The organism is Intestinimonas butyriciproducens, assembly GCF_004154955.1.
GTDB classification, from domain to species: Bacteria; Bacillota; Clostridia; order Oscillospirales; family Oscillospiraceae; genus Intestinimonas; species Intestinimonas butyriciproducens.
The window spans coordinates 1,516,052-1,537,485 of sequence record NZ_CP011524.1; the positions used below are offsets into that span (position 1 = coordinate 1,516,052).

32 protein-coding genes are annotated in these 21,434 nt (G+C 54.6%); 27 read left to right on the forward strand and 5 right to left on the reverse strand.

Going from position 1 to position 21,434, the window contains the following annotated elements:
- Nucleotides 1-10: 10 nt before the first annotated feature.
- The 9 genes from SRB521_RS07495 (at nucleotide 11) to SRB521_RS07530 (ending at nucleotide 6,490) form a co-directional block, all read left to right on the forward strand.
- Nucleotides 11-814: a PD-(D/E)XK nuclease-like domain-containing protein gene (locus SRB521_RS07495; RefSeq protein WP_242976595.1), complete on the forward strand. Its 804-nt coding sequence runs from the start codon at nucleotides 11-13 to the stop codon at nucleotides 812-814.
- Nucleotides 807-1,238 carry a single-stranded DNA-binding protein gene (locus SRB521_RS07500; RefSeq protein ID WP_116722476.1) on the forward strand — a complete coding sequence of 144 codons (432 nt, stop codon included), beginning with the start codon at nucleotides 807-809 and terminating at the stop codon, nucleotides 1,236-1,238. Before SRB521_RS07495 ends, SRB521_RS07500 begins: the two co-directional genes overlap by 8 nt.
- Nucleotides 1,201-1,731 (forward strand): CHC2 zinc finger domain-containing protein, encoded by a 531-nt coding sequence (locus tag SRB521_RS07505; RefSeq protein ID WP_129868827.1) that lies wholly within the window; start codon nucleotides 1,201-1,203, stop codon nucleotides 1,729-1,731. Before SRB521_RS07500 ends, SRB521_RS07505 begins: the two co-directional genes overlap by 38 nt.
- 4 nt (nucleotides 1,732-1,735) lie before the next feature.
- Nucleotides 1,736-3,562 (forward strand): DUF927 domain-containing protein, encoded by a 1,827-nt coding sequence (locus SRB521_RS07510; protein WP_165366599.1) that lies wholly within the window; start codon nucleotides 1,736-1,738, stop codon nucleotides 3,560-3,562.
- 313 nt (nucleotides 3,563-3,875) lie between these two features.
- Nucleotides 3,876-5,378 (forward strand): DEAD/DEAH box helicase, encoded by a 1,503-nt coding sequence (locus tag SRB521_RS07515; RefSeq protein WP_165366600.1) that lies wholly within the window; start codon nucleotides 3,876-3,878, stop codon nucleotides 5,376-5,378.
- Complete coding sequence (locus SRB521_RS16110) at nucleotides 5,375-5,533, forward strand: hypothetical protein (protein ID WP_165366601.1); 159 nt, start codon at nucleotides 5,375-5,377, stop codon at nucleotides 5,531-5,533. The genes SRB521_RS07515 and SRB521_RS16110 overlap by 4 nt, the downstream gene beginning before the upstream one ends.
- The gene (locus SRB521_RS07520) at nucleotides 5,514-5,888 is read left to right on the forward strand and encodes a VRR-NUC domain-containing protein (protein WP_116722480.1); all 375 of its coding nucleotides are present in this window, start codon (nucleotides 5,514-5,516) and stop codon (nucleotides 5,886-5,888) included. Before SRB521_RS16110 ends, SRB521_RS07520 begins: the two co-directional genes overlap by 20 nt.
- Nucleotides 5,831-6,217, forward strand: a complete 387-nt coding sequence (locus tag SRB521_RS07525) for a hypothetical protein (RefSeq protein ID WP_129868828.1) — start codon at nucleotides 5,831-5,833, stop codon at nucleotides 6,215-6,217. Before SRB521_RS07520 ends, SRB521_RS07525 begins: the two co-directional genes overlap by 58 nt.
- A gap of 21 nt (nucleotides 6,218-6,238) precedes the next feature.
- Nucleotides 6,239-6,490: a DUF551 domain-containing protein gene (locus SRB521_RS07530; RefSeq protein ID WP_116722482.1), complete on the forward strand. Its 252-nt coding sequence runs from the start codon at nucleotides 6,239-6,241 to the stop codon at nucleotides 6,488-6,490.
- A 42-nt stretch (nucleotides 6,491-6,532) separates the two neighbouring features.
- Here the strand turns inward: SRB521_RS07530 and SRB521_RS07535 are convergent, their stop codons facing one another.
- From SRB521_RS07535 to SRB521_RS07550, 4 genes are read right to left on the reverse strand one after another with little or no spacing between them, the layout of a single operon-like run.
- The gene (locus SRB521_RS07535) at nucleotides 6,533-6,814 is read right to left on the reverse strand and encodes a helix-turn-helix domain-containing protein (protein ID WP_116722483.1); all 282 of its coding nucleotides are present in this window, start codon (nucleotides 6,812-6,814) and stop codon (nucleotides 6,533-6,535) included.
- Nucleotides 6,811-7,149 (reverse strand): hypothetical protein, encoded by a 339-nt coding sequence (locus SRB521_RS07540; protein WP_116722484.1) that lies wholly within the window; start codon nucleotides 7,147-7,149, stop codon nucleotides 6,811-6,813. The genes SRB521_RS07535 and SRB521_RS07540 overlap by 4 nt, the downstream gene beginning before the upstream one ends.
- A gap of 54 nt (nucleotides 7,150-7,203) precedes the next feature.
- Nucleotides 7,204-7,455, reverse strand: coding sequence for a hypothetical protein (locus SRB521_RS07545; protein ID WP_116722485.1), 252 nt, complete (start codon nucleotides 7,453-7,455; stop codon nucleotides 7,204-7,206).
- 49 nt (nucleotides 7,456-7,504) lie between these two features.
- Nucleotides 7,505-7,720 carry a hypothetical protein gene (locus SRB521_RS07550; protein WP_129868829.1) on the reverse strand — a complete coding sequence of 72 codons (216 nt, stop codon included), beginning with the start codon at nucleotides 7,718-7,720 and terminating at the stop codon, nucleotides 7,505-7,507.
- 139 nt (nucleotides 7,721-7,859) lie between these two features.
- Between SRB521_RS07550 and SRB521_RS07555 the strand changes: the two genes are divergently transcribed.
- The 17 genes from SRB521_RS07555 (at nucleotide 7,860) to SRB521_RS07625 (ending at nucleotide 18,302) form a co-directional block, all read left to right on the forward strand.
- Complete coding sequence (locus SRB521_RS07555; protein ID WP_116722487.1) at nucleotides 7,860-8,090, forward strand: helix-turn-helix domain-containing protein; 231 nt, start codon at nucleotides 7,860-7,862, stop codon at nucleotides 8,088-8,090.
- A gap of 347 nt (nucleotides 8,091-8,437) precedes the next feature.
- Entirely contained in the window at nucleotides 8,438-8,821 is a 384-nt protein-coding gene (locus SRB521_RS07560) for a helix-turn-helix domain-containing protein (RefSeq protein WP_116722488.1), read from the forward strand.
- Nucleotides 8,814-10,052, forward strand: a complete 1,239-nt coding sequence (locus SRB521_RS07565) for a PBSX family phage terminase large subunit (protein ID WP_116722489.1) — start codon at nucleotides 8,814-8,816, stop codon at nucleotides 10,050-10,052. The genes SRB521_RS07560 and SRB521_RS07565 overlap by 8 nt, the downstream gene beginning before the upstream one ends.
- The gene (locus SRB521_RS07570; protein ID WP_116722490.1) at nucleotides 10,049-11,470 is read left to right on the forward strand and encodes a phage portal protein; all 1,422 of its coding nucleotides are present in this window, start codon (nucleotides 10,049-10,051) and stop codon (nucleotides 11,468-11,470) included. The genes SRB521_RS07565 and SRB521_RS07570 overlap by 4 nt, the downstream gene beginning before the upstream one ends.
- Nucleotides 11,467-12,627, forward strand: a complete 1,161-nt coding sequence (locus SRB521_RS07575; protein ID WP_116722491.1) for a phage minor capsid protein — start codon at nucleotides 11,467-11,469, stop codon at nucleotides 12,625-12,627. Before SRB521_RS07570 ends, SRB521_RS07575 begins: the two co-directional genes overlap by 4 nt.
- A gap of 5 nt (nucleotides 12,628-12,632) precedes the next feature.
- Complete coding sequence (locus SRB521_RS16115; RefSeq protein WP_165366602.1) at nucleotides 12,633-12,794, forward strand: hypothetical protein; 162 nt, start codon at nucleotides 12,633-12,635, stop codon at nucleotides 12,792-12,794.
- On the forward strand, nucleotides 12,787-12,921 hold the full coding sequence (locus SRB521_RS16680; RefSeq protein WP_257534811.1) for a hypothetical protein: 135 nt from the start codon (nucleotides 12,787-12,789) through the stop codon (nucleotides 12,919-12,921). Before SRB521_RS16115 ends, SRB521_RS16680 begins: the two co-directional genes overlap by 8 nt.
- Before the next feature lie 153 nt (nucleotides 12,922-13,074).
- Nucleotides 13,075-13,590, forward strand: a complete 516-nt coding sequence (locus SRB521_RS07580; protein ID WP_116722492.1) for a hypothetical protein — start codon at nucleotides 13,075-13,077, stop codon at nucleotides 13,588-13,590.
- A 15-nt stretch (nucleotides 13,591-13,605) separates the two neighbouring features.
- On the forward strand, nucleotides 13,606-14,853 hold the full coding sequence (locus tag SRB521_RS07585; protein ID WP_075705035.1) for a phage major capsid protein: 1,248 nt from the start codon (nucleotides 13,606-13,608) through the stop codon (nucleotides 14,851-14,853).
- 8 nt (nucleotides 14,854-14,861) lie between these two features.
- Nucleotides 14,862-15,005, forward strand: a complete 144-nt coding sequence (locus SRB521_RS07590) for a Rho termination factor N-terminal domain-containing protein (RefSeq protein ID WP_116722493.1) — start codon at nucleotides 14,862-14,864, stop codon at nucleotides 15,003-15,005.
- Nucleotides 15,005-15,460 carry a head-tail connector protein gene (locus SRB521_RS07595; RefSeq protein ID WP_116722494.1) on the forward strand — a complete coding sequence of 152 codons (456 nt, stop codon included), beginning with the start codon at nucleotides 15,005-15,007 and terminating at the stop codon, nucleotides 15,458-15,460. Before SRB521_RS07590 ends, SRB521_RS07595 begins: the two co-directional genes overlap by 1 nt.
- Nucleotides 15,426-15,878, forward strand: a complete 453-nt coding sequence (locus SRB521_RS07600; protein WP_129868830.1) for a hypothetical protein — start codon at nucleotides 15,426-15,428, stop codon at nucleotides 15,876-15,878. The genes SRB521_RS07595 and SRB521_RS07600 overlap by 35 nt, the downstream gene beginning before the upstream one ends.
- 1 nt (nucleotide 15,879) lies before the next feature.
- Nucleotides 15,880-16,290, forward strand: a complete 411-nt coding sequence (locus SRB521_RS07605) for a minor capsid protein (protein ID WP_116722495.1) — start codon at nucleotides 15,880-15,882, stop codon at nucleotides 16,288-16,290.
- Nucleotides 16,291-16,351: 61 nt separating this feature from the next.
- Nucleotides 16,352-16,750 carry a hypothetical protein gene (locus tag SRB521_RS07610; protein ID WP_165816322.1) on the forward strand — a complete coding sequence of 133 codons (399 nt, stop codon included), beginning with the start codon at nucleotides 16,352-16,354 and terminating at the stop codon, nucleotides 16,748-16,750.
- A 14-nt stretch (nucleotides 16,751-16,764) separates the two neighbouring features.
- Entirely contained in the window at nucleotides 16,765-17,292 is a 528-nt protein-coding gene (locus SRB521_RS07615) for a hypothetical protein (RefSeq protein ID WP_116722497.1), read from the forward strand.
- Between the two features lie 3 nt (nucleotides 17,293-17,295).
- Nucleotides 17,296-17,724: a hypothetical protein gene (locus SRB521_RS07620; protein WP_116722498.1), complete on the forward strand. Its 429-nt coding sequence runs from the start codon at nucleotides 17,296-17,298 to the stop codon at nucleotides 17,722-17,724.
- 11 nt (nucleotides 17,725-17,735) lie between these two features.
- Entirely contained in the window at nucleotides 17,736-18,302 is a 567-nt protein-coding gene (locus tag SRB521_RS07625; protein ID WP_116722499.1) for a Gp15 family bacteriophage protein, read from the forward strand.
- Nucleotides 18,303-18,331: 29 nt separating this feature from the next.
- Here SRB521_RS07625 and SRB521_RS07630 read toward each other — a convergent pair whose 3' ends face one another.
- The gene (locus SRB521_RS07630) at nucleotides 18,332-18,895 is read right to left on the reverse strand and encodes a hypothetical protein (RefSeq protein ID WP_116722500.1); all 564 of its coding nucleotides are present in this window, start codon (nucleotides 18,893-18,895) and stop codon (nucleotides 18,332-18,334) included.
- A gap of 29 nt (nucleotides 18,896-18,924) precedes the next feature.
- Here SRB521_RS07630 and SRB521_RS07635 point away from each other — a divergent pair, with 29 nt between their 5' ends.
- Nucleotides 18,925-21,432 (forward strand): phage tail protein, encoded by a 2,508-nt coding sequence (locus tag SRB521_RS07635; protein ID WP_116722501.1) that lies wholly within the window; start codon nucleotides 18,925-18,927, stop codon nucleotides 21,430-21,432.
- Nucleotides 21,433-21,434: the final 2 nt, after the last annotated feature.

Here is a 21,434-nt window from a genome sequence, read left to right on the forward strand (position 1 = left end):
GAATTACTTTATGCCCGAGATTCAGATGGCTTACATGGGATCCAGCCAGTTCAAAGCGTTCAGGAGGTGTGAAGCGGCGGCCTTGGCCGAACTGGAGGGCCGATACGCCACACCCAAAACCTCCGCCATCTTGGTGGGGGCCTATGTGGACGCATATTTTGAGGGCACGCTGGCGGCCTTCAAAGCGCAGAATCCGGAGCTGTTTAAGCGGGACGGCGCCCTGAAGGCTGAGTACGCTCATGCAGAGAAGATCATCTCACGGCTTGAGGCGGACGGCCTGTACATGCTGCTAATGTCCGGCCAAAAACAGGTGGTCTTGACCGGAGAGATTGCCGGAGTGCCCTATAAAATCAAAATCGACAGTCTGCTGGACGCGGACACATGCCGTGAGATCGTTGAACGGTATCCGCTCACCTCTGAAGCCATGGGCTTTTGCGAGGGTGCGATTGTAGACCAGAAAATCATGCGGGATACGGCGGATGTGTGGTCCGATGAGGAGTGGGGGATGGTCCCCTTTGCCAGAGCATGGGGCTACGACATACAGGGGGCCATTTATCAAGCGGTCGAGGGTCATATGCTGCCATTTATTTTGGCAGTCGGCACCAAAGAGGCCGAGCCGAACCTGGATGCAATCTACATCCCGGATCAGGAATTGACCGCGAAGCTCGAGGAGGTCAGGAGTCTGTCACCACGCTATCAGGCGATCAAACGGCACGAAATAGAGCCGGTGAGCTGTGGTACGTGCCCGTATTGCATTAGTCGGAAGCATCTGGACCGAATTACAGATTACAGGATGGTGAACGAGCATGCTTAACCATATGACCCTTCAGGGGCGGTTGGTGCGTGAACCGGAGCTGCGCAGCACCGACTCCGGCACACCTGTATGCTCCTTCACGGTGGCGTGGTCGGAAAAGTACAGGGAAAACGAGACAAAATTATTTCTCTCCTGCACGGCCTGGAGATCTAGCGGAGAGATGGTGGCAAAATATTTTCATAAGGGCCAGGAAATCATCGTGGAGGGAAAGCTGTCCACCAGAGAATGGACGGACAGGAACGGAAACAAGCGGTCGACCAACGAGATGACGGTGGACCGAGTGCATTTTTGCGGGCCCAAACAGTCGGAGGGCGGGAATGTGCCGGAGAGTGAACTGCCGCCCTACAGGGCAGCGGGAAGCGGAGTGAATGTGAGCGCTGGAGATTTTGCCGATCTGGAGGATGACGGTGAACTTCCGTTCTGACGGGATAGCAGCCAGGATCAAGGAATCACTGACCGCCGAGCAGGTGGCAAGGCGGTACGGATACGAGCCCAACCGGTCCGGCTTTATGAACTGCCCGTTTCACGCGGGAGATCGCACAGCCTCCCTCAAGCTGTACCCCGGGACCGGAGGCTGGCACTGCTTCGGATGCGGCCGCGGTGGGAGCGTCATCGATTTCGCGATGGAGCTGTTCGGAGTCTCTTTTGGGCAAGCGGTGCTTCGCCTGAATGATGATTTCAGCCTTGGGCTGACAAACCACCGTCCAACACATGCCCAGGCATCGCAGGCGGCCCGGGAGCGGATGGACGAGGCCCGACGGTTAAAAGAGTACCGGCGGGAGTATGAGTCCCGCACGGTACTCTACCGGGCGCTGTGGGTGTCGAAGCAGATGGGCCCGGATGCTCCGTTATACCCGGTTGCCTGCCGGGAGCTCGACAGGCTGGATTACTGGTTCGATGAGCATCCATGGAGGTGATAGATTGGGGTACGAATATGAGAAAGATGACTTTTTAACGCCGGCTCCGTATGAGCAGCTATATAAATCGGCCAAAGAGCCGTTTCGGCACGCCCGGGAGCTGGAGGCACTTGCTTCCTATGCCGCGTCCAAAGGATTCAAGGGGTTCAAGGGGATGTATCGGGCATACGTTACGACGATGCGTGAGCAGCGGGACACGGTGTATGTGGACAATGTGACCGCTTTCGACGGGCAGCCCATGGAGCTCAATGCCGGGGACTGGGAGGCGGACGAAGGCGGTGTATGCCGAAAGGCGGGCTACGGATATGAGACGGCCTGCCCGCATCCGGTGATGCCGGTGGAACGGCTGGTCAATATAGACACGGGAGAAGAACGAGTGCGGGTGGCCTATCGCAAAGGGACCCAGTGGCGGAGCACGATCGTCGAGAAGGTGGTGTTGGCCAACGCCAACAGGGTGACTGATCTGGCCAGGCTGGGAATCGCGGTGACCAGCCAGAACGCGCGGGCGTTTGTGGAGTATATGAACGACCTGGAGAACCTGAACTATGACCGCATCCCGGAGCGGAAGAGTATCGGCCGATTCGGGTACATATCCGGCGAGGGATTTTCCCCTTTTGTAGACGGTCTGATCTTCGATGGCGACGCCAATTTCAAGACCATGTTCCACGCGGTCAGAGCGGAAGGCAGCCGGGAGGAGTGGGAGCGGGTGGCTTTAGAGTGCCGGGGTATGTCCACCACAGCCAGAATCATATTGGCGGCCTCCTTTGCCTCCGCGCTCTTGGAGCCTCTGGGGGCGCTTCCATTTTTCGTCCACCTGTGGGGCGTGGATTCCGGCACCGGCAAAACCGTGGCGCTGATGCTGGCGGCGTCGGTATGGGCGGACCCTGTGATGGGCGCCTATGTCAAGACCTTTGACGCCACAGTGGTGGGCAGCGAGAAGACGGCGGCTTTTCTAAACCACCTGCCTCTTTGCCTGGACGAGCTACAGCTCGCCAGGGACAGCCGGGGACGGCTCCAATTTGATGTGTACAAGCTGGCGCAAGGTGTGGGCCGTACCCGTGGCAACCGGGGCGGGGGCGTGGATATGACGCCTACCTGGCACAACTGCATCCTGACCACGGGGGAAAGTCCGTTGACCGGGCAGAACGCCGGCGCCGGAGCGGTGAACCGCGTCATCGACATCGAGTGCAGGGCCTCCGAGGCGGTTATCACGGACGGCATACGAATATCAAGCTCCCTGAAGCGGAACTTCGGCTTTGCTGGGCGCGAGTTCGTCGGAAAACTGTATGAACCTGGCGTCATCGACCGGGTGGTATCAGAGTATCAGGTGTTATTCCGGACACTGTCCGCCAACGACACCACGGAGAAGCAGGCCATGGCTGCGGCTGCCGTCATTGAGGCGGACCGGCTCGCCAATGAGTGGGTCTTTGCGGGGAAGGCTGTGCCTTTGAGCGAAGCGGAGGTGTCATCTTTCCTGGCCTCCAAGGCCGCGGTCAGCGCCGGAGACCGCGCTTATCACTATCTATGCGACTGGGCCGTGCAGAACGCGAACAAGCTGTGTGGACGATCTGAGACGCTGGAGGTGCTCGGAGCAATAGAGCCGGGGCGGGCCTACATCGTCCGGTCGGTGTTTGACCGCGTGGTAAGTGACGCAGGGTTTTCCACGGCCGCCACGCTCAGTTACCTGAAATCAAACGATCTGATAGAGACAAGAGGCCGGAACTATACCCGAGGGAAGCGAATCAACGGGCAATTGACCGAGTGCGTATCTCTAAAATTAGAGGAGATTGTGGACGATGTGGACAGAGAAGAGGCAGAATTACCGCTTTGAGGTGCTTTGTGGTACAAAAAATAAATCCTTGTCCCACAGTAGGAAATTTAGGGCCGCAATGGATTCCGGGTTCTGTGGGACTGTGGTACATGTGGTACAGTAAATACACGCTATATAAGAGTGTGTGTATATGAAGCTTATGCTTAGAGGAAGGGAACAAAAGTTTAATACACGTCTCGCGCGTAGGGTAAAAAAGTTGTCCCACAGTCCCACACCCTGTAAAAACAACCATCAATCCGTTGCGCCGCAATGGATTGATGCGTGGGACAAGCTGTACCACAGCGTCACACGTTGTACCACGACAGGAGGTAAAATGGAGTTAAGAAACTACCAGAAGGAATGCATAGAAACCATCCAGGTGCAGACGCCTGGAGCCTATCTGGTCCAAATGGCGACTGGGTTGGGAAAAACAGTGACTTTTGCAAATATCCCTCGACAGGGAAGAACCCTGATCCTCTCCCACCGGGAAGAGCTGGTCAGTCAGCCCAGAAAATACTACGGCTGCTCATTCGGTGTCGAGAGAGCAAAAGAACACAGTGCCGGAGAAGAGGTGGTAAGCGCATCGGTACAGAGCATGGCGCGACGTCTGGAGCGGTTTTCACCGGATGAATTCGACACCATCATCGTGGACGAGTGCCACCATGCTGCCGCAAGCACATACCGGCGCATCCTGGATCATTTCTCGCCGCGGCTGACGCTTGGGTTCACGGCCACTCCCAATCGGGGAGATAAGGTCCGGCTGAACGACGTGTTCTCCAACATCATTTTTTCCCGTGATCTGCGGTGGGGGATCGAAAATGGTTGGCTTTGCGACATCCTATGCAAGCGGATACATATTGGGTATGACCTGTCCAGCGTGCGGACCAGGGCTGGAGATTACGCCCCCGGAGAGTTGGACGAGGCCATGGAGGGAACAGCGGACGCGATCGCGGAGGCATACCGGGGCCATGCCGTCGGGGCCACGCTGATCTTCTCGGTGTCGGTCCACCAGGCGGAGGAGATCGCGGCACGCATCGATGGAGCTGTGGTGGTGACGGGAGAGACAAAGGACCGGGCGGCGATCATTGAGGCGTTCACCCGGGGAGAGATCCCGTGCCTGGTCAACTGTATGGTATTCACCGAGGGGACCGACATCCCGAGAGTAGAGACGGTGATGATTGCCCGGCCTACGCAATCGGACGCCCTATATGCCCAGATGGTCGGACGAGGGCTCAGACTTTACCCGGGGAAAGAGCGGCTCATCCTGATCGATTGCGTGGGCGTGACGGGGAAAGCGTCCATCTGTACAGCGCCATCTCTGCTCGGGATCAGCATGGACGATGTTCCGGCCAGAAAAGCGGACGAAGTGCAGGGGATGCTGTTCGAGCTCCCGATCAAGGCGGCGTCGGCGTCGGATTGTCCGGAGAGTTGGATCAAGAATGTGGAGATCGTGGACCTGTGGGCCAGGGGGCAGCAGTACAACACCCATGATGTGAATTATTTCAAGATGCCGGATGGGTCCATGGTGGTGTCTCTGCCCGAAAAAACAAAATTGGTCATTCCCTGCCCGGATTCCCTTGGTATGACCCTTGTGGCGGGAGAGAGAATGCCCATGCAGGCCGCGTTGGACAAGATGTATCTTACATTGGAAACGCACTGTTCGGACAGCCGGCCGATTTGGGATCTGAATATTGCCAGGCGCTGGGGGAGGGCGCCCGCCACAGAGGGGCAGCTTAAAATCATTGCCCGCCGGTGCAAGGGGTTTGACGTGAAAGGACTGACAAAATTCCAGGCGTCTCAAATCCTGAATCGATTGTTTGGAGGTAAAGCGTCATGATCATGAAGATCTATATCGATAAGCCGGCGGACCTTGAGACTGTGGCGGTGATTCTGGTCCGAAACGGGTACAGGGTCAATCAGGGCAGGGAGAAATCGGGTACAAAAATCATTCGATTCCTGGAGGTGGACAGACGTGGCAGCGAGGGAGTATAAGCACCAGATCGCGGTTATGAAGTGGTCCCGGCAGCCTTCTATTCGCGGGAAATGGCCGGAACTGGCGCTGCTGCACCACGTAAAAAACGAAACGACGGAAGGCGAAAAACAGGTCGCGATAGATCGGGCCATGGGTGTGAAGAAGGGCGTCCCGGACCTGTGCCTTCCTGTGGCGAGGGGGATGTACCATGGGCTTTATATCGAACTCAAGAGCGAAAAAGGCAGAACCAGCCCAGAGCAGGACTGGTGGGGAGAACGGCTGATTGCACAAGGCTTCGCGTGGGAGGTGTGTCACGGATGGCAGAGCGCGGTGAGGACTCTGGAATGGTATTTGAATATGAGCAAGCCGCGATGAGGGGAGAGCCAATCCCGCCGGGACTGAGCGCGGCGGACCGTGCGGCCTATTTGCAGCTGCGTGGGCTGTACGTGCAATATCACAGCAGGCTTATCAGCCGCGAGACAGGCAGCGCGGACAAAAAGAGAATCCTTAGAGCGAGGGATGAGGAGGCGCGTGCAGCTGCCTTCCGCGAGCGGTGCCTTTCCCACACTGTGCGTCTCTGGAAAGAGGTGGAGTGCGCGGCATCCGACTATCGCAAAAGTCGGACGCTTGAAAACGCGGACAGGATAATGGAGGCAATATACCGGGTAGGGTTCCCCAGGAGGCTGGAGCATGATGAGGGCTGAATTGATCTACACCTGTGAGGAGTGCGGGGCGGAGTTTGCGCGGAAAAATCGCCCCGCCTCCGTGAGCTGGCCCAGGCCGACCGGGAGGGGGGGTCGTGGTGCTGCCTCCCGAAAAGCAATATCACGCTTGAAGAAACGTATCAGCTTGGCTCGTGGAACAAGGCCGACGGGTGGATTATAGACGAATGGCTCAACTGGGAGGATGCCAATGTCACCCACTGGATGCCGCTGCCGGACCCGCCCGGCGGGGAAACAAAAAAGCCGCCCCTGTGATGGGGCGGCTTGGTGCGGGGGGGATGCGCGGTAGAGCGCACATTACAGCAGCTCCCTCACATCCACGTCCAGCGCGTCCGCCAGAGCCAGAGCATTGGTGAGGGTGACGTTGCCCATCTTACCCTCGCCCTGCTCGATGCGCTGGATCTGTCTTTTATTGACGCCGGACCGCGCTGATAGCTCGTCGAGGCTCATGTGCTCACGGCGGCGGGCCCACTCCAGATTTGTGATTGGCTTATTGCGGCAGTCACGTCCGTAAGACACCAGGTGGCAGACGGTACAGTCGCCGTCTGCCCGGATACAGTCTCCGTATTTACGTCTCATTTGATCACCTGGTTGTAGTATCCGTGCTCACCGTCGTTGCCGAGCCGCTCCACGTCATCCAGACTATACCCACTAAAATACTTAGCTTGAGGGGTAACTCCCAGGCCGGGGAGGTCAGGGTGATGCTTGTACAGGTAACGCATAAGCTGTATTTTGACAGGCTCGGTTAAATCATCCGGGATGCCGCCAGGCGCGGAAGCGTCCAAGTGGAGATATCCATCTTTGACCTTGCGGTCATCGGACACGACATCCCATCCGTCCTCAGAAAACTTGACTACTGCTTTCCCGCCGAAGCAGGACAAAGCGATAAGAGTGATCTCGTTGGATTTTCCCATTTTGCATCCTCCTTTTTTGTTGCCATCGTGAGTTTCGGGGTGAGATTTCTGTTTTTAGATTTCGCTTTGCCATGCTTCAAATTTTGCGATCATCGTATCATCTGATACCCTGTAATACTCCACGATAATCCTTAAGTCCTCGTTTCCCCTAACGGAGCTATCTTTTTCCCACCAATCCCAGCTAAAGTTCTCTTGCACCTCTTCTTCAACGTCCACGTCTACAAGCTTGTCGCTGTATATCTCCTCGTAGTTGTATCCGCTTCCGTCAACCCACTCTTTAATCTTGATAACTTCTCTTACTTTCATTTTCCTTCTCCTTCTGCCCTCGTGACCTCCGGGGCGGGACGTTTCTGCGTTAATATTGCCAGGTGATTTTTTGCTCGTTGTCCATATCGACCCAAGCAAGTTTATAGGTCTTCTGGAGGTCATCTCCATGATAGCCGCTAACCGTGACATATACCCGGTGCTTCCCGTAGTTTTTCCACTCGCGCGCGTCCAACTTGTAGCTGTCATAGTAGCTCATAATTTTTTCCGCTTTCCCCGTCAGGATCTCGATAGTTTCGTCCGTCAATCCGTATTTCTCCATTTTTGCTCCTCCTAGTTTTGGTCTGCCCGATCCCTTACTGTGATTATATTATACGCCAATATTACCTAGTTGTCAATACAAAATGCTAAAATTATCTGATATTTTTTGTGAGGGAGGATAACACTTGAGCGAGTTCCCTGAGAGACTGAGGAGGCTGAGGGAGAACATGCGTCCAGTGCGGAGTATGACGGTGACGTCGCAGCTGATGGGGTTGCACCCTGATATGCTGAGACGGTATGAGCGGGGAGAAGTAGAGCCGTCAATGGGCGCATTATATAAGATTGCTGACTATTACGGCGTCAGCACAGATTACTTAATGGGCCGTACAAACTTTCCGTTTGTACATAGACTGTAACCTTTTATCATCTCAAAAATAAGAGGGAAGCCCTCCCACAAAAGTGGGAAGCAAATCCGGTAATTATGCGACAATGGGAGCGTGGGGGCGAATGCATCCCGCTCCCTTCCATTTCCTCCTCCTTTCCCTTCGCCGGGCATCCCTCCCGGCAGCGGCACGCAGGCAAAGCCGTAAACCTGCAACATAGCCCGTAAGGGCTATATGCCGCCCTTACCCGCATGAGGATATGGACGGCCCTATGGATGTGCCCCGAGCTGCGGCGGGTGGCCCGCAGCAAATCAGGAGAGGGCGGATTCCCGCACCCGTCCTCTCCTCCGAAAAAAGAAACCATATGAGAGGTGGCGATCATGGCTGCACGGCTGACAGATAGGCAGAAAAAGAAAATAATTGCTGACTATATGGCCGTTGAAAGCTATAACGCTGTCGCTAAGATGAATGGAGTGTCGAAAGACACAGTAAAGCGAATCATCCAGAATTGCGAAAATTTCGCCCAAAAAGCGCAACAGAAAAAAGAGGACAATACCGCCGATATTCTGGCTTATATGGAAAGCCAGCGGGGTATGGTGTGTGAAATCATCGGGAAAGGCCTGACGGTGCTGAACGATGAGGAAAAGCTAAAGGAAGCAACCCCGGCGCAGATCACCACGGCAATCGGGACGCTGATTGATAAATGGGCGCTCGTCAAGGGCAAAGGGGAAGAGGGCAAGGTGCAGGTGATTATTGATGTCTGAGGTGCGCTTATCTACTGTACTTGGCCCCGCATTTCATTTGCTGGCCCGTGACGTGTTCCAGCACGGGCACACTCACTACGACCTTTCCGGGGGGCGTGGCTCACTGAAATCATCTTGTGTGTCATTGCTGCTCCCATTGATTTTGATAAATAATCCGTGTACTCATGCATTGGTGCTCCGCAAGGTGGCAAACACCATCCGGGATAGTGTGTATGCTCAGTACCTGTGGGCAATCGGAGAGCTGGGCATGGCGCAGTATTGGGATGCAAAGGTGCAGCCCATGGAGCTGATCTATAAGCCGACAGGTCAAAAGATCATGTTCCGTGGCGCCGACGATCCCATGAAGATCAAGTCCATCAAGGTCCCATTCGGGTATATCGCCGTTACTCATTTTGAGGAAAAGGATCAGTTCGCAGGGCGGGCAGAGATACGAACCATTTTACAATCTACTATGCGTGGTGGCTCTAAGTTCTGGAACTTTGAAAGCTATAACCCGCCGATTTCCAGGGATAATTGGGCCAACAAGGACAGTTTGGAAGAGCGGGCGGACAGGCTGTGTCACAAGAGTACATACCTTGAGGCCCCGCCAGAGTGGCTGGGAGCGCAGTTCCTGGCGGAAGCCGAACATCTGAAGGCCACAGACGAGCGGGCGTACCGTCACGAATACTTAGGCGAGGCTGTTGGGACCGGCGGAAATGTATTTGAAAACCTGGAATTGCGAGAAATTACAGACAAAGAGATTGCTTCCTTCGATAAGATTTACCAGGGCGTGGACTGGGGATGGTTTCCCGATCCATTTGCCTTTATCCGCCTCCACTATGACCGCGCCAGAGAGACAATATACCTAATGGACGAGATATACCAAAACAAGCTGACCAACGAGGCGAGCGGGAAGTTGATTCTTTCCAAAGGGTACAAGGACGCTTACATTACCTGCGACAGCGCAGAGCCTAAATCATCAGCGGACTACCGGGCGATGGGGCTCCCAGCCAAGGAGGCTATCAAGGGACCTGGGAGCGTAGAGTACGGCATGAAGTGGCTCCAGAGGCGGAAGATTGTCATTGACCGCAGAAGAACGCCAAATGCATACAACGAGTTTGTGAATTATGAGTATGAGCGAAATAAGGGCGGAGAAATTATCAGCGGTTATCCTGATGAGAACAATCACCTGATTGACGCTACTAGATATGCCCTGGAGAGAGTATTCCGAAGAATGGGGATAACGGCATGAATATTACAGAAAAACTGAAAGAGCTTGGTTACTCCACGGTGCCGGAGGAGTTTTACACAAAAGTGCAGGAGTGGAAGTCTTGGTATGAGGGCGACGTGAAGGGGTTCCACCGTTACCGGGTACGAAACGGGGCCGGGATGGTGCGCTGCAAGCGGTACACCCTCAACATGGGAAAGAAAATCCCGGAGGACTGGGCAAATCTGCTCATGAACGAGAAGGTAAAAATCACCCTGGAAGGCCAGAAGGAGCAGGAGTTTATAGACTGGGTTTTCGAGGAGAACAACTTCCGGGTCAAGTCCAATGAGATGCAAGAAAAGGCGTTTGCCCTCGGAACAGTAGCCTTTATCCCCCGGGTTGTGGGAATGGAGGCCACGGAAGAGGGACCTGTCCCCGGGAGCGCCGACGGGATTGTGATGGACTATGTGACCGTGGAACACATCTGGCCGCTGTCCTGGCAGAATGGCATCATTAGCGAGTGCGCCTTTTCCAGCACCGTCACCGTCAATGGAGAGGATTTCTGCTACCTCCAGATTCACCACAAGGTCAACGGCCTGTATGACATTGAGAATCGCATTTACCGATACCGAAACGGCAATGTGGATTCCGAGGTAGCGCTGACCGATGTCGCGGGCTTCGAGCGGGTCCCTCAGGTGGTACATACGGAGTCGGACCGTCGGCAGTTTGTCATTGACCGGCCAAATATCGCCAACAACTACGATGACAACATCCCGCTTGGCGTCTCTGTGTTTTCCAGCGCCATAGATGTGCTCAAGGGCGTTGACGTGGCCTATGACAGCTATGTCAATGAGTTTGTGCTTGGGAAAAAGCGGGTGATGGTCAAGCCGTCGGCAACCAGCTATTTAGACGGTGAGCCGGTCTTTGACAGTGACGACCTCGTGTTCTATGTGCTGCCAGAGGACATTCAAGACGGGGCGGTCATTACACCCATTGATATGACCCTTCGGACGCAGGAGCACAATACAGGAATCCAGGACCAGCTCAATTTGCTGTCCAGCAAGTGCGGCTTCGGAGAGAATCATTACAGATTCGGCCAGGGCAGCGTGGCCACAGCGACGCAGGTCATCAGCGAAAACAGCACCATGTTCCGTACGATCAAGAAACATGAAATCATTCTGGAGCAGGTATTGACCGAGCTGTGCCGGATCATGCTCCGCCTGGGAAACACGGCCATGAATGCCGGACTGAATGAGGACGTGGAGATTTCCATTGACTTTGATGACTCCATCATCGAGGACAAGCAGTCTGATTTTTCCAGGGATATGCAGCTTCTGAACGCCGGTATCATGAATGACTGGGAGTTCCGGTCTAAGTGGATGAACGAGGACGAGGCCACGGCAAAGAAGATGCTTCCAAAGATGGAGGATATGACAGACGAGGAAGAAGAGGAGATTGAATGAGATATCCATTCACCCCGGAACTTCTCGATGCCCTCCCGGAAGGACTGACCAAACTATACCGCAGTCTGGAAGCAACCCTCCTTGACGAGATATGCTCCCGGCTGAAACTGGCTGGCGAATTGAACGAGGTCACGGTGCAGGACATCCGGGCGCTTCGCTCCCACGGCATCGACCTGAAGGAAATCGAAAAGGCCATCCAGCGTACCGCCAACATCAGCCAGCGGGACCTTAAAAAGCTCTTGGACGGCGCGGTGGAGCGCAACCAGGAGTATTACAAAGAGGTCATAGACCTTGCGGGCCTGACGGCTCCTGAAACGCTGGTGAGTGCCACCGATATTGTTGCCATTATGGCACAAGCCCAGCGAGAAGTCGGCAACCTGACCCGCTCAATGGGATTTTTGGTAGACAACGGGCGGACGATGCTTGCCCCGGGCAGGGCCTATCAATGGGCGCTAGACAACGCAGAGATGCAAGTTATGAGCGGGGCTGTCTCTTACAACCAGGCCATCAAAAACGCCGTCAAGCAGCTGGCGGACAGCGGTATCAAGATTGTGGACTATGAGAGCGGGCACCGGGACCAGATCGACGTGGCGGCCCGCCGGGCGGTGATGACGGGCGTGTCCCAACTCTGTTCCAAATACACGGAACAGAGCGCCGAGTATCTGGAAACGCCGTATTTTGAGGTGTCCGCTCATATCGGGGCCCGTGACACCGGTGTCGGCTGGCAGAACCACAAGGAATGGCAGGGCCGGGTCTACTCCGTCAGGATCGGAGACAAATATCCGAGCATCTACGAGGTGTGTGGCCTGGGCTATGTGGACGGCCTGGAAGGAGCCAACTGCCGCCATATCAGGACGGCGTTTGTGGATGGTGTGATGGAGCGCACATACACCGACGAAGAACTGGCCCACATTGATGACGGCCATGACGTGGACTTTGAGGGCAAGCACTATACAGCCTATGAGGCCACGCAAAAGCAGAGACAAATCGAGCACACCGTCCGCAAGCTAAAGCGGGAGCAGACCGCATACAAGGCCGCAGGCCTGAGCAAGGAAGAGCAGGCAGTAACCGCCCGTATACGCCGGTTAAACGCGGAATACAAGGCGTTTAGTGAGGCGGCTGACTTACCGTTGCAAAGGGAAAGGATGAGGGTGTAGTACACATGAGCGTTGAAAAAGTGATAGAGGAAATGAAACGGAGAGATAAAAGTAGAGCAGCGACGCTTTTTATTAACATTGGAACGGAAAATGTGCCGAATTGGCGTCCTTTTTGGTCTATTTATCTTGACGATGTTGTAAAAGACACAGAGGTTTCTGATGAATGAAAAAGCATGGGCCATCATCAAGGCTATTCTTGATCGTGGCAATGATGCCATTATTAGAAAAAAGGAAAACGGATTCCTCATCTTGGAGGAGAAGAAGAAAACAGTATATCGTTCCTCTGACCGATAGGGGCCGGAGAAGGACCGTTGGGGTCAACTGCTTACAAATCGTAGGCGGTTGGCCTCTTTTTTGTTTGTTTATCCATGCCGAGAGGCGTAAAACCGAGGCCGACGGGCCTTAAACGGCACCCGACGGGGTGACTAATAAACGGAGGTTTCAAAAATGTCTGAACCTATTACAAATCCTGCGGTGCAGGAGCCGACACCGGGCAATGGTGGCGAGGTTACCTTTACTCAGGCCGAAGTTGATGCGCTCATCAGCAAAGAAAAAGCAAGAGCCGTAGCCAAGGCAACAAAGGGTATGCCCAGCGAAGAAGAACTGACCGCCTACCGGACCTGGAAGGATGGACAGGCCGGCGAAAAGGACCGCTGGGACAAGCTGACCGGAGAGCGGGATACGCTGGCCGGGAAGCTGACCGCCGCGGAGGCGGAGCGGGACCAGCTGAAACGCGACCTGTATCTGGCCCAAAAGGGTCTGACCGGAGAGGAGGCGGAGTTTATCGCCTTCAAGGCCGGGAAGATGGTGGACGACAAGACCACCTTTGAACAGGCCGTGGATGCCCTGACCGCTGACCGCAAGAAAACTACCTTCGACTGGACCGCCCCTGTGGGCGGCGGAAGCCCCAAAACAGGAGAAAACGACGTGATGAACGCCCTGATCCGGGGCGCACTCAAGTAAGAAAGGAGCCTATCAATGGCCGATATTATCGACAGAAGCAGATTGTCCGGGCTGATCCCTGAACCCGTGACCCGTGAGATTATCCAGGGAGCCGTAACAGAGTCCGCCGTGCTGCGGATGGCCCGTCGGCTGCCCAACATGACCAGCAAGACCCAGACCCTCAACGTGCTGGACGCACTGCCCACCGCCTATTTTGTGAACGGCGAGGCGACCACCGGAGCGCCCGACTCCAAGGCATCCCTAAAAAAGACCACCAACATGGCGTGGGACAAGAAGAAAATCTATGCAGAGGAGATCGCGGTCATCGTCCCCATTCCCGAGGCGGTGTTGGACGACAGCGATTACGACATCTGGGGTGAAGTGCGTCCCCGCCTCCAGGAAGCCTTTGGCAAGGTCATTGACGCCGCTATTCTGTACGGCACAGACAAGCCCACCTCCTGGAGAGCGGGCCTCGTTCCCTCTGCCGAGACTGCTGGCACTGTGGTGGCCGCAACCGGTGACATTTTCGCCGATATCATGGCGGAGGATGGTGTGATCGCCAAGGTTGAGGAGGGCGGATACATCCCCAACGGCGTGATGGCCGCCATCCAGATGCGGGCCAAGCTACGGGGGCTGGTGGACAAGAACGGCCAGCCCATCTTCAAGACTGATATGCAGGGTGATACCCGCTACGCGCTGGACGGCATGAGTATGTATTTCCCCGTAAACGGCGCTTATGATCCGGAGAAATCTCTTGCGATTGTGGGTGACTGGAGCCAGTTGGTCTATGCCATTCGACAGGATATGACCTTCAAGATTTTTGATAGTGGTGTGGTGCAGGACCCCACCACCGGTGACATTCTGTATAACCTGATGCAGAACGATATGGTGGCCCTCCGCGCCGTCATGCGGTTGGGCTGGGAGGTCCCCAACCCCATCAACGCTTACAATGCCGACCTGGACAACGCCTTCCCCTTCGCCGTATACGCCGCCGCCACAGGCACCATCAGCGCCGTGGACGTGACCCCCGCTACCCCGACGGTTGAGAAGGGCAGCGGACAGCAGTTTGCCGCTTCTGTGACTGGCACCGGTGGCCCCTATAGCACCGCTGTGACCTGGAGCGTGAGCGGTTCGTCCGCTGTTGCCGCCGGGACGCAGATCAGCGCCGCCGGTTATCTGGCGGTGGACGCCGCCGAGACCAACACCAGCCTGACTGTCACAGCCAAGTCCAAGCAGGATTCCTCCAAGACTGACACCGCCACGGTCACCGTATCGGGGGGTTAAATGAGCTGTTGAGCACGGCCTCGCTCTCCACGCCAGACCTCTCCGGCATGACCAAGGCTGAGCTCCTGGACTATGCGGACGAGAACGGCGTGGAGGGCGTCAGCAGCTCCATGAAAAAGGCCGACATCCTGGCTGTTTTGGAGGCGCTGTGATGGCTTACGCAGACTATGAGTATTATACAACTGCATACCTGGGAACAGCCATTCAGGAGGCCGAGTTTTCCCGCCTTGCCCTGCGCGCAAGTTCCTTTCTGGATTACTACACGCAGGGCCGGGCGGCCCCAAACAGCGAGTTGGACGCGCTGAGAATGGCCTGCTGCGCCATTGCGGAGCAGTACCAGTCAATTGACGCGGCGCAGGCGCTGGCGCAAAAGGCTCTGACTTCCGCCATGAACTCCGGTGGCGAACTGCAAAGCCAGAGCGTAGGCAGCTGGTCCAAGACCTACCGCAGCGGCGGGGACAGCGCTCAACAGGCCCTTTCCTCCGCACAGGCGGCGCAGGCTTCCCTTGCGGCGATCGCCCAGCGGTATTTAGGGACCACCGGTCTCCTATACCGGGGAAGGGGGTGCTCCTGTGGATATGTTCCCCCATGTTGTGACGGTCTATAACACAGAGACCACAGAGCTCCCGGAGAACGATTTTGAACCATCCATGGTCAATCATATCACCATACTGCGTGGGGTCCTCCTAGATGCTTCCAAGGGCTCTAACGTGACGAAAAGCGGCTTGGAGGGAGCGGACGCGGTAACCCTCTATATCCCGGTCAGTGTGGAGGCCGTGGACGGCGTGACCGGTGCGGCAAAGCGGTATATCGGTCCTATTGAGTTCTGGAGGACAGAGGATAAATCCGCCCTGTGGACCCTCTCTGTGGGCCGAAACTGCTTTTTCGTCAAGGGCGAGGCTGTACACCCGGACTGGACAGTGCAGACCATAGAGGCTGCCTCCGATGACGTGTATGACGTGACCAAGGTGGACTTCAAGAATTTTGGCGGAGATATGTCCCATTGGGAAGTCGGAGGCGTCTGAAATGCCGAAATTCACGGTACACACCGATGGCTTGGAGTCAATCAAGGACAAACTGGCTGAGGGATGTACCAAAGCGGAGCATACTGTGGCACTCCAGGTAAAAAAAGACACTTCTCCGTTTGTTCCGGCTCTGACCGGAGACCTTGACCGAAGAACGAAAGTGGACGGCCCATTGATTATTTACCCTGGCCCTCAATCCAGGTATCTGTACAACGGGAAACTTATGGTAGACCCAGAGACTGGCAGCAGTTATGCCCGGAAAGGCACCACAAAAGTGTTGACGGACAAAAATCTAGTGTTCAACAAGGCGATGCACGCACAAGCCCAGGACCACTGGTTCGAAGCCAGCAAGGCCGAAAACTTGGGAAAATGGATCCGTGTGGCAGACAAGGCGGTGAAAGATGATCTCTGATAAGAAAGAAAAACCTCGCATGTTGGCGGCGGCAGAGGAAGTAGGCAAGATATCCCGCTCAATGCTGGTATGGGCCAACACCTTCCCGGAGAAGCCGGTGGATATCATCAAGTATGAGTTCCTGACTTCCGACCAGGGGGACGAGACCGGTATGGCCCTGTCTACTATCCAGGGTACCTATATCACAAAGCGGTTCATCCTAGGCGGCTATCAGGCAGAATATCAATTCAAGCTGATTTATCGCATCAAGCCTGGACGCAGTAATGACAAGCGCCTGGACGCGGACGAGCGGCTGAACCACTTCGGTGACTGGGCAAGAAAAAATCTCCCTGATTTGGGAGACGAGATTCGGGCGCTCAGAGTAGAGCCCACCACTCAGTCCTCCAAATTTGCCTCCTATGAGGATGGATATGAGGATTACCAAATTTTGATGAAGCTGACCTATGAAGTTGGCGTGTGAAAGGAGAAAACATAATGGCAGACCTTGAATTTAACACTACGGCGGGCCAGACCATTGCCAGAGAACTTCTGATCGCCTATCTTAACACAGGGACCGCAGAGACTCCCACATGGAGTGCGTTCGGCAAGCGTGTGGAAGACTCCGATGAGGAAATGGACTGGAGCCAGGAATCCACGCAGGACATCCTGGGAAACACCTGGACCACCATGAAGAAGCCCATCATTACCCAGTCTTTTGACCCTATCCCTATGGACGCTGGAGACGCTGCCGCAGTAAAGCTGTGGAATCTTGGTGTAAAGGACCAGAACGCCCAGTCTCTTGCCAACCAGGATATGCTGATCGCTCATTTCTACGCCGATTCCGGCGAGGCTACCTTTGCAGAGCGGTACAGCGGGAGCGCCATTGCCGTGACCCGCATTGGTGGCGAGGGCGGAGGCAACCTGGAAATTTCCACAGAGATTACCTACGGCGGCGAGCGTACCATTGGCACAGTAACGAGAACCGGCAGCACGGTCACCTTTACTCCTGGCGGGGCGGTGTAACACATGAAGGAACTGAACTTTGAATCGGGCCTTGTTACTTACTCTCTGAACGGAAAGTGTGAGGTCACATTTAACCCAACAGACAGCAACTTTGTGGAGCGCCTTTACTCCGCCTTTGAGGAACTAGACAAGAAGCAGGAGGGATATAAGGCCCAGGTCGAGAAGATGGCAAACAAACGAGAGGTGTTTGACTTTGCCAGGGAGCGGGATGCTGAAATGCGGGGAATCATCGACGGCCTGTTTGGCGTTCCGGTGAGTGATGTACTCTTTGGCGATATGAACGTTTACGCTGTGGCCGCTGGGCTTCCGGCGTGGTGCAACCTGATGCTGGCCGTGATGGACGAAATCGACAGCACATACACCAGAGAACAGAAATCAACCAATCCACGAATTGCAAAATACACTGCAAAATATCAGAAGTACCACAAGTGAGGTAGTACGGCATGGGCTACAGACTCCCCAAAAGCGTTGAAATAGACGGGAAGGAATTTGCCGTTCGCTATGACTTCCGGGTCATCCTGGACATTTTTGAGGCAATAAACGACCCGGAACTAAGTGACGAGGATCGTGCCCTTGCCGTGCTCCAGATGTTCTATGTGGACTTCGAGGTGCTGACCGACTACGACGTTGCATTAAAAGAGTGCTTCAAATTTATCAACGGCGGCCAGGAGCAGGAGGGGCAAAAAAAGCAACCTCAGCTTGTGGCGTGGGAGCAAGACTTCCAGTACATCGTGGCCCCGGTAAACCGGGTGCTGGGCTATGAGACCAGGGCGTTAGAGTACGACACGGAGTCCAACACAGGCGGCGTACACTGGTGGACCTTTCTTTCCGCGTACATGGAAATCGGCGATTGCCTGTTTGCCCAAATCGTTGGAATTAGAAGCAAAAAGGCAAAAGGCAAAAGGCTGGATAAAACCGAACAAGAATTTTACAGAAAAAATAAAGAAATTGTAGATATAAAGGTCCGCTACACAGAGTCAGAGGAAGCGCTAATCAAGGCGTGGACATAAAAAAGCCGCCCCAAAAGGAGCGGCCTTGATCATCCATTTGGGTAGACCGTAATCACATCGCTTTCCGTCAATTGGTCCAGCGTCTCGCTATTTAAGACAGAAAGGCGGAACTCCACTTTTTCAACATCTTCAAGCGGCGTCTCACAAGACACGATGAAGGATCCAGTCACACCTTTCCCTGGAAGAGCAGTCACGGGCAAGCCTGTCCCTGTGGAACAGTGAGAATTTTCCACATAGACATCATCGAGCACGTACATTTGCTCTACGTCGCCTGTGTTGTTCACGGAGAGGGAGACATAAAAGCACCCGTCCACTAAGTCGGAGCTGGAGCAGCCCTTGTACTCCGCCTCGAAGCCATCACCGGAAAATGTCAAGGTTTTGGCTGTGTGGTCGCCCTGAGTGTTCTGGGTGCTGGACGTTCTACCGCCCATGGAACCGGCCACGACGGCCACACAGCCAATGACGGCGATCGCCGCTACCACTGCGCAGGCAACATAGACGCCCTTGTGCTGCTTCGCCCCGCAGAGGGGGCATGCTTTTTCCGACTTTGTGATTTCCGCCCCGCAAGTCTTACATTTCATCAGTTTTCCCATTTCAATTCCCCTCCAAAGGTGATGATTTTATGGCAGCAGATGGTTCAATCATTATTGAAACCAGAATTGATGATAAAAAAGCGCAACAGGAACTAAATCGACTTAACCGGAAGATTCAAACGCTCAACGACCAAATTTATGTCAAGCAACAGCAGAAAATGCCTTTGGTGGAACAGTCAAAGGAACTGGGTGCGCAGCTTGACGCCGCAAAGGCAAAGTTGACTTCTCTCCAAAGCACAAGCTACGGCGGTGTAGGTAAAGCGGAAATCCAGGAGCAAAAGGAGCAGGTACGTCTGCTTCAAAACGAATGGAACAAGGTACAAGGTCAGGTTGAGAACTACAACAACGCAATCAGTAAGGCAAGCTTAGAGCTTAACCTGTCAGAAGAGCGGGCCGGAGCCATTCAGGCACATCTTGCTACCGGAAGCGCTAATGTGGAAAAACTGGCTAATTCGATGAACCAGGCCAGAAAACAGGCGTCTCGTTTTGCCGACAATATCGGGCGGGCAATCGGAATGAGCCTTATGTTCAGCTTTGCGTTCCGGGCGGTGACTGCGTTTACAGAGTGGATTGGAAAAATCATCAAGGTAAACGATGAAGCGTCGGAAGCCGTTGGACGGTTCAAGGGCGCTTTACTGACGATGGTTCAGCCGCTTTTCAACGTCATTATACCAGCCTTCACAACATTTGTAAATATTCTGAATCGAATCGTCACCGCCATATCGAGCGTTGTATCCGCTATGTTTGGCATGACGCAAGAGCAGGCGGCAGAGGCGGCGGAGGGACTGTATAAGGAAACAGAAGCCCTGAACGGTGTAGGGAACGCGGCAAAAGACGCGGAGAAGTCGCTTGCCAGCTTTGACACCATCAACAAGCTGTCTGAAAACGAACAAGGGAGAGGCGCTGGAGCGGCTGCTTCGGAGGGAATCAGCCCGATTTTTGAGGATTTTAACACAGAAGAATACAAGCGGAAAATTGACGAGCTGACGGTGTATGTTTCTGGTGCACTACTTGCACTTGGCGCTCTTCTTGCCTTTTCTGGCGTCAATGTCCCTCTCGGCCTTGCACTTATGGCGGCGGGAGCAATCGGCCTTGTTTCTGTGCTCGCTGAAAACTGGGGCGCTCTTGATGGCCCTTTGCAAACGGCCATTACAAGAGTCCTTGTAATTCTTGGCACGGCAGCTTTGGCAATTGGTGCAGTATTGGCGTTCTCCGGCGCGAATATCCCTCTCGGTATCGGGCTTATTGCGGCTGGTGCTGCGGCTCTTGCAGCGGCGGCGGCCATAAACTGGGGGTCAATGGATGCCGAAATGAGAAACACCATTACCGGCATTTTGGAAATCGTAAGTGGTGCGCTTTTGGTTTTGGGTGCTGTCTTTACATTTTCTGGTGCCAATATTCCCCTTGGCATTGGGTTACTGGTGGCTGGGGCCGCTTCTCTTGCTACGGCCATTGCGCTTAATTGGGATGGCGCGACCACAAGTATTAAACAGGTAGTCACGGACATTTTACTTTTGATGGGCACAGCTTTTTTAGTAATTGGCGCTGTGCTCACGTTTTCCGGCGCAAATCTTCCTCTTGGCATCGGGCTTATGGTAGCTGGGGCCGTTGGGCTGGCTTCTGCCGCTGCCCTGAACTGGAAGAGCGCAACGGAAAACATCAAACAAGTAGTCACAGATATTGCACTTTTGGTTGGAACTGCTTTTCTCGCAATTGGCGCAATTCTCACATTTTCCGGGGTGAATCTTCCACTCGGTATTGGCCTTATGGCGGCCGGCGCGGTTGTCTTGGTTTCTGCCGCTGCTTTAAATTGGTCAACGATCGTAAGTGCCATACAAGGAGAAATAGGACAAATTATGGCAATTGTAAGCACAGCGCTCCTTGTGATTGGCATTATCCTTGTCGCAAGTGGCGTATTTCTTCCGCTTGGCATTGCACTTATTGCCGCCGGGGCAATAGGCCTCGTCACGGTTGCCGCCCTTAACTGGGATGCCATTTTGGGCACACTAAAGCAAGTGTGGAGCGACATTAAATCCTGGTGGAATACAAGTGTGGCAAAATTTTTCACACTTGATTTTTGGGCGGGCATTGGGGAAAACATACTCAATGGTTTGCTTAACGGGCTTAAAAGCGTTTGGTCGAGTGTCACAAACTGGGTGTCAGAAAAAGTAAGCTGGATAACAGATAAATTTACAAGCGCAAAAAATTCAGCACCAACAACCAGCGCGGACTCCGCTTCGTCCAGGGTGTCCTCTGCTATTGACCTAAAAAGCATTCCGGCTCTGGCCCGCGGTGCTGTCATCCCACCGAACCGGGAGTTTCTGGCGGTGCTGGGCGACCAAAAGCAAGGTACGAACATTGAGGCCCCCGCATCTGAAATTGAAGCTGCCGTTGCTCGCGGGATGCAGTCAGGCAATGGAATTTACGGCGGCCAACTCACGATTACTATAAAGCCCGCATCTGGGTTAACGCGATACCTGAGCTACGAGCTGGACGACGAGTCAAAGCGGCGTGGATATAAGTTGGTCAAGGCTTAAGG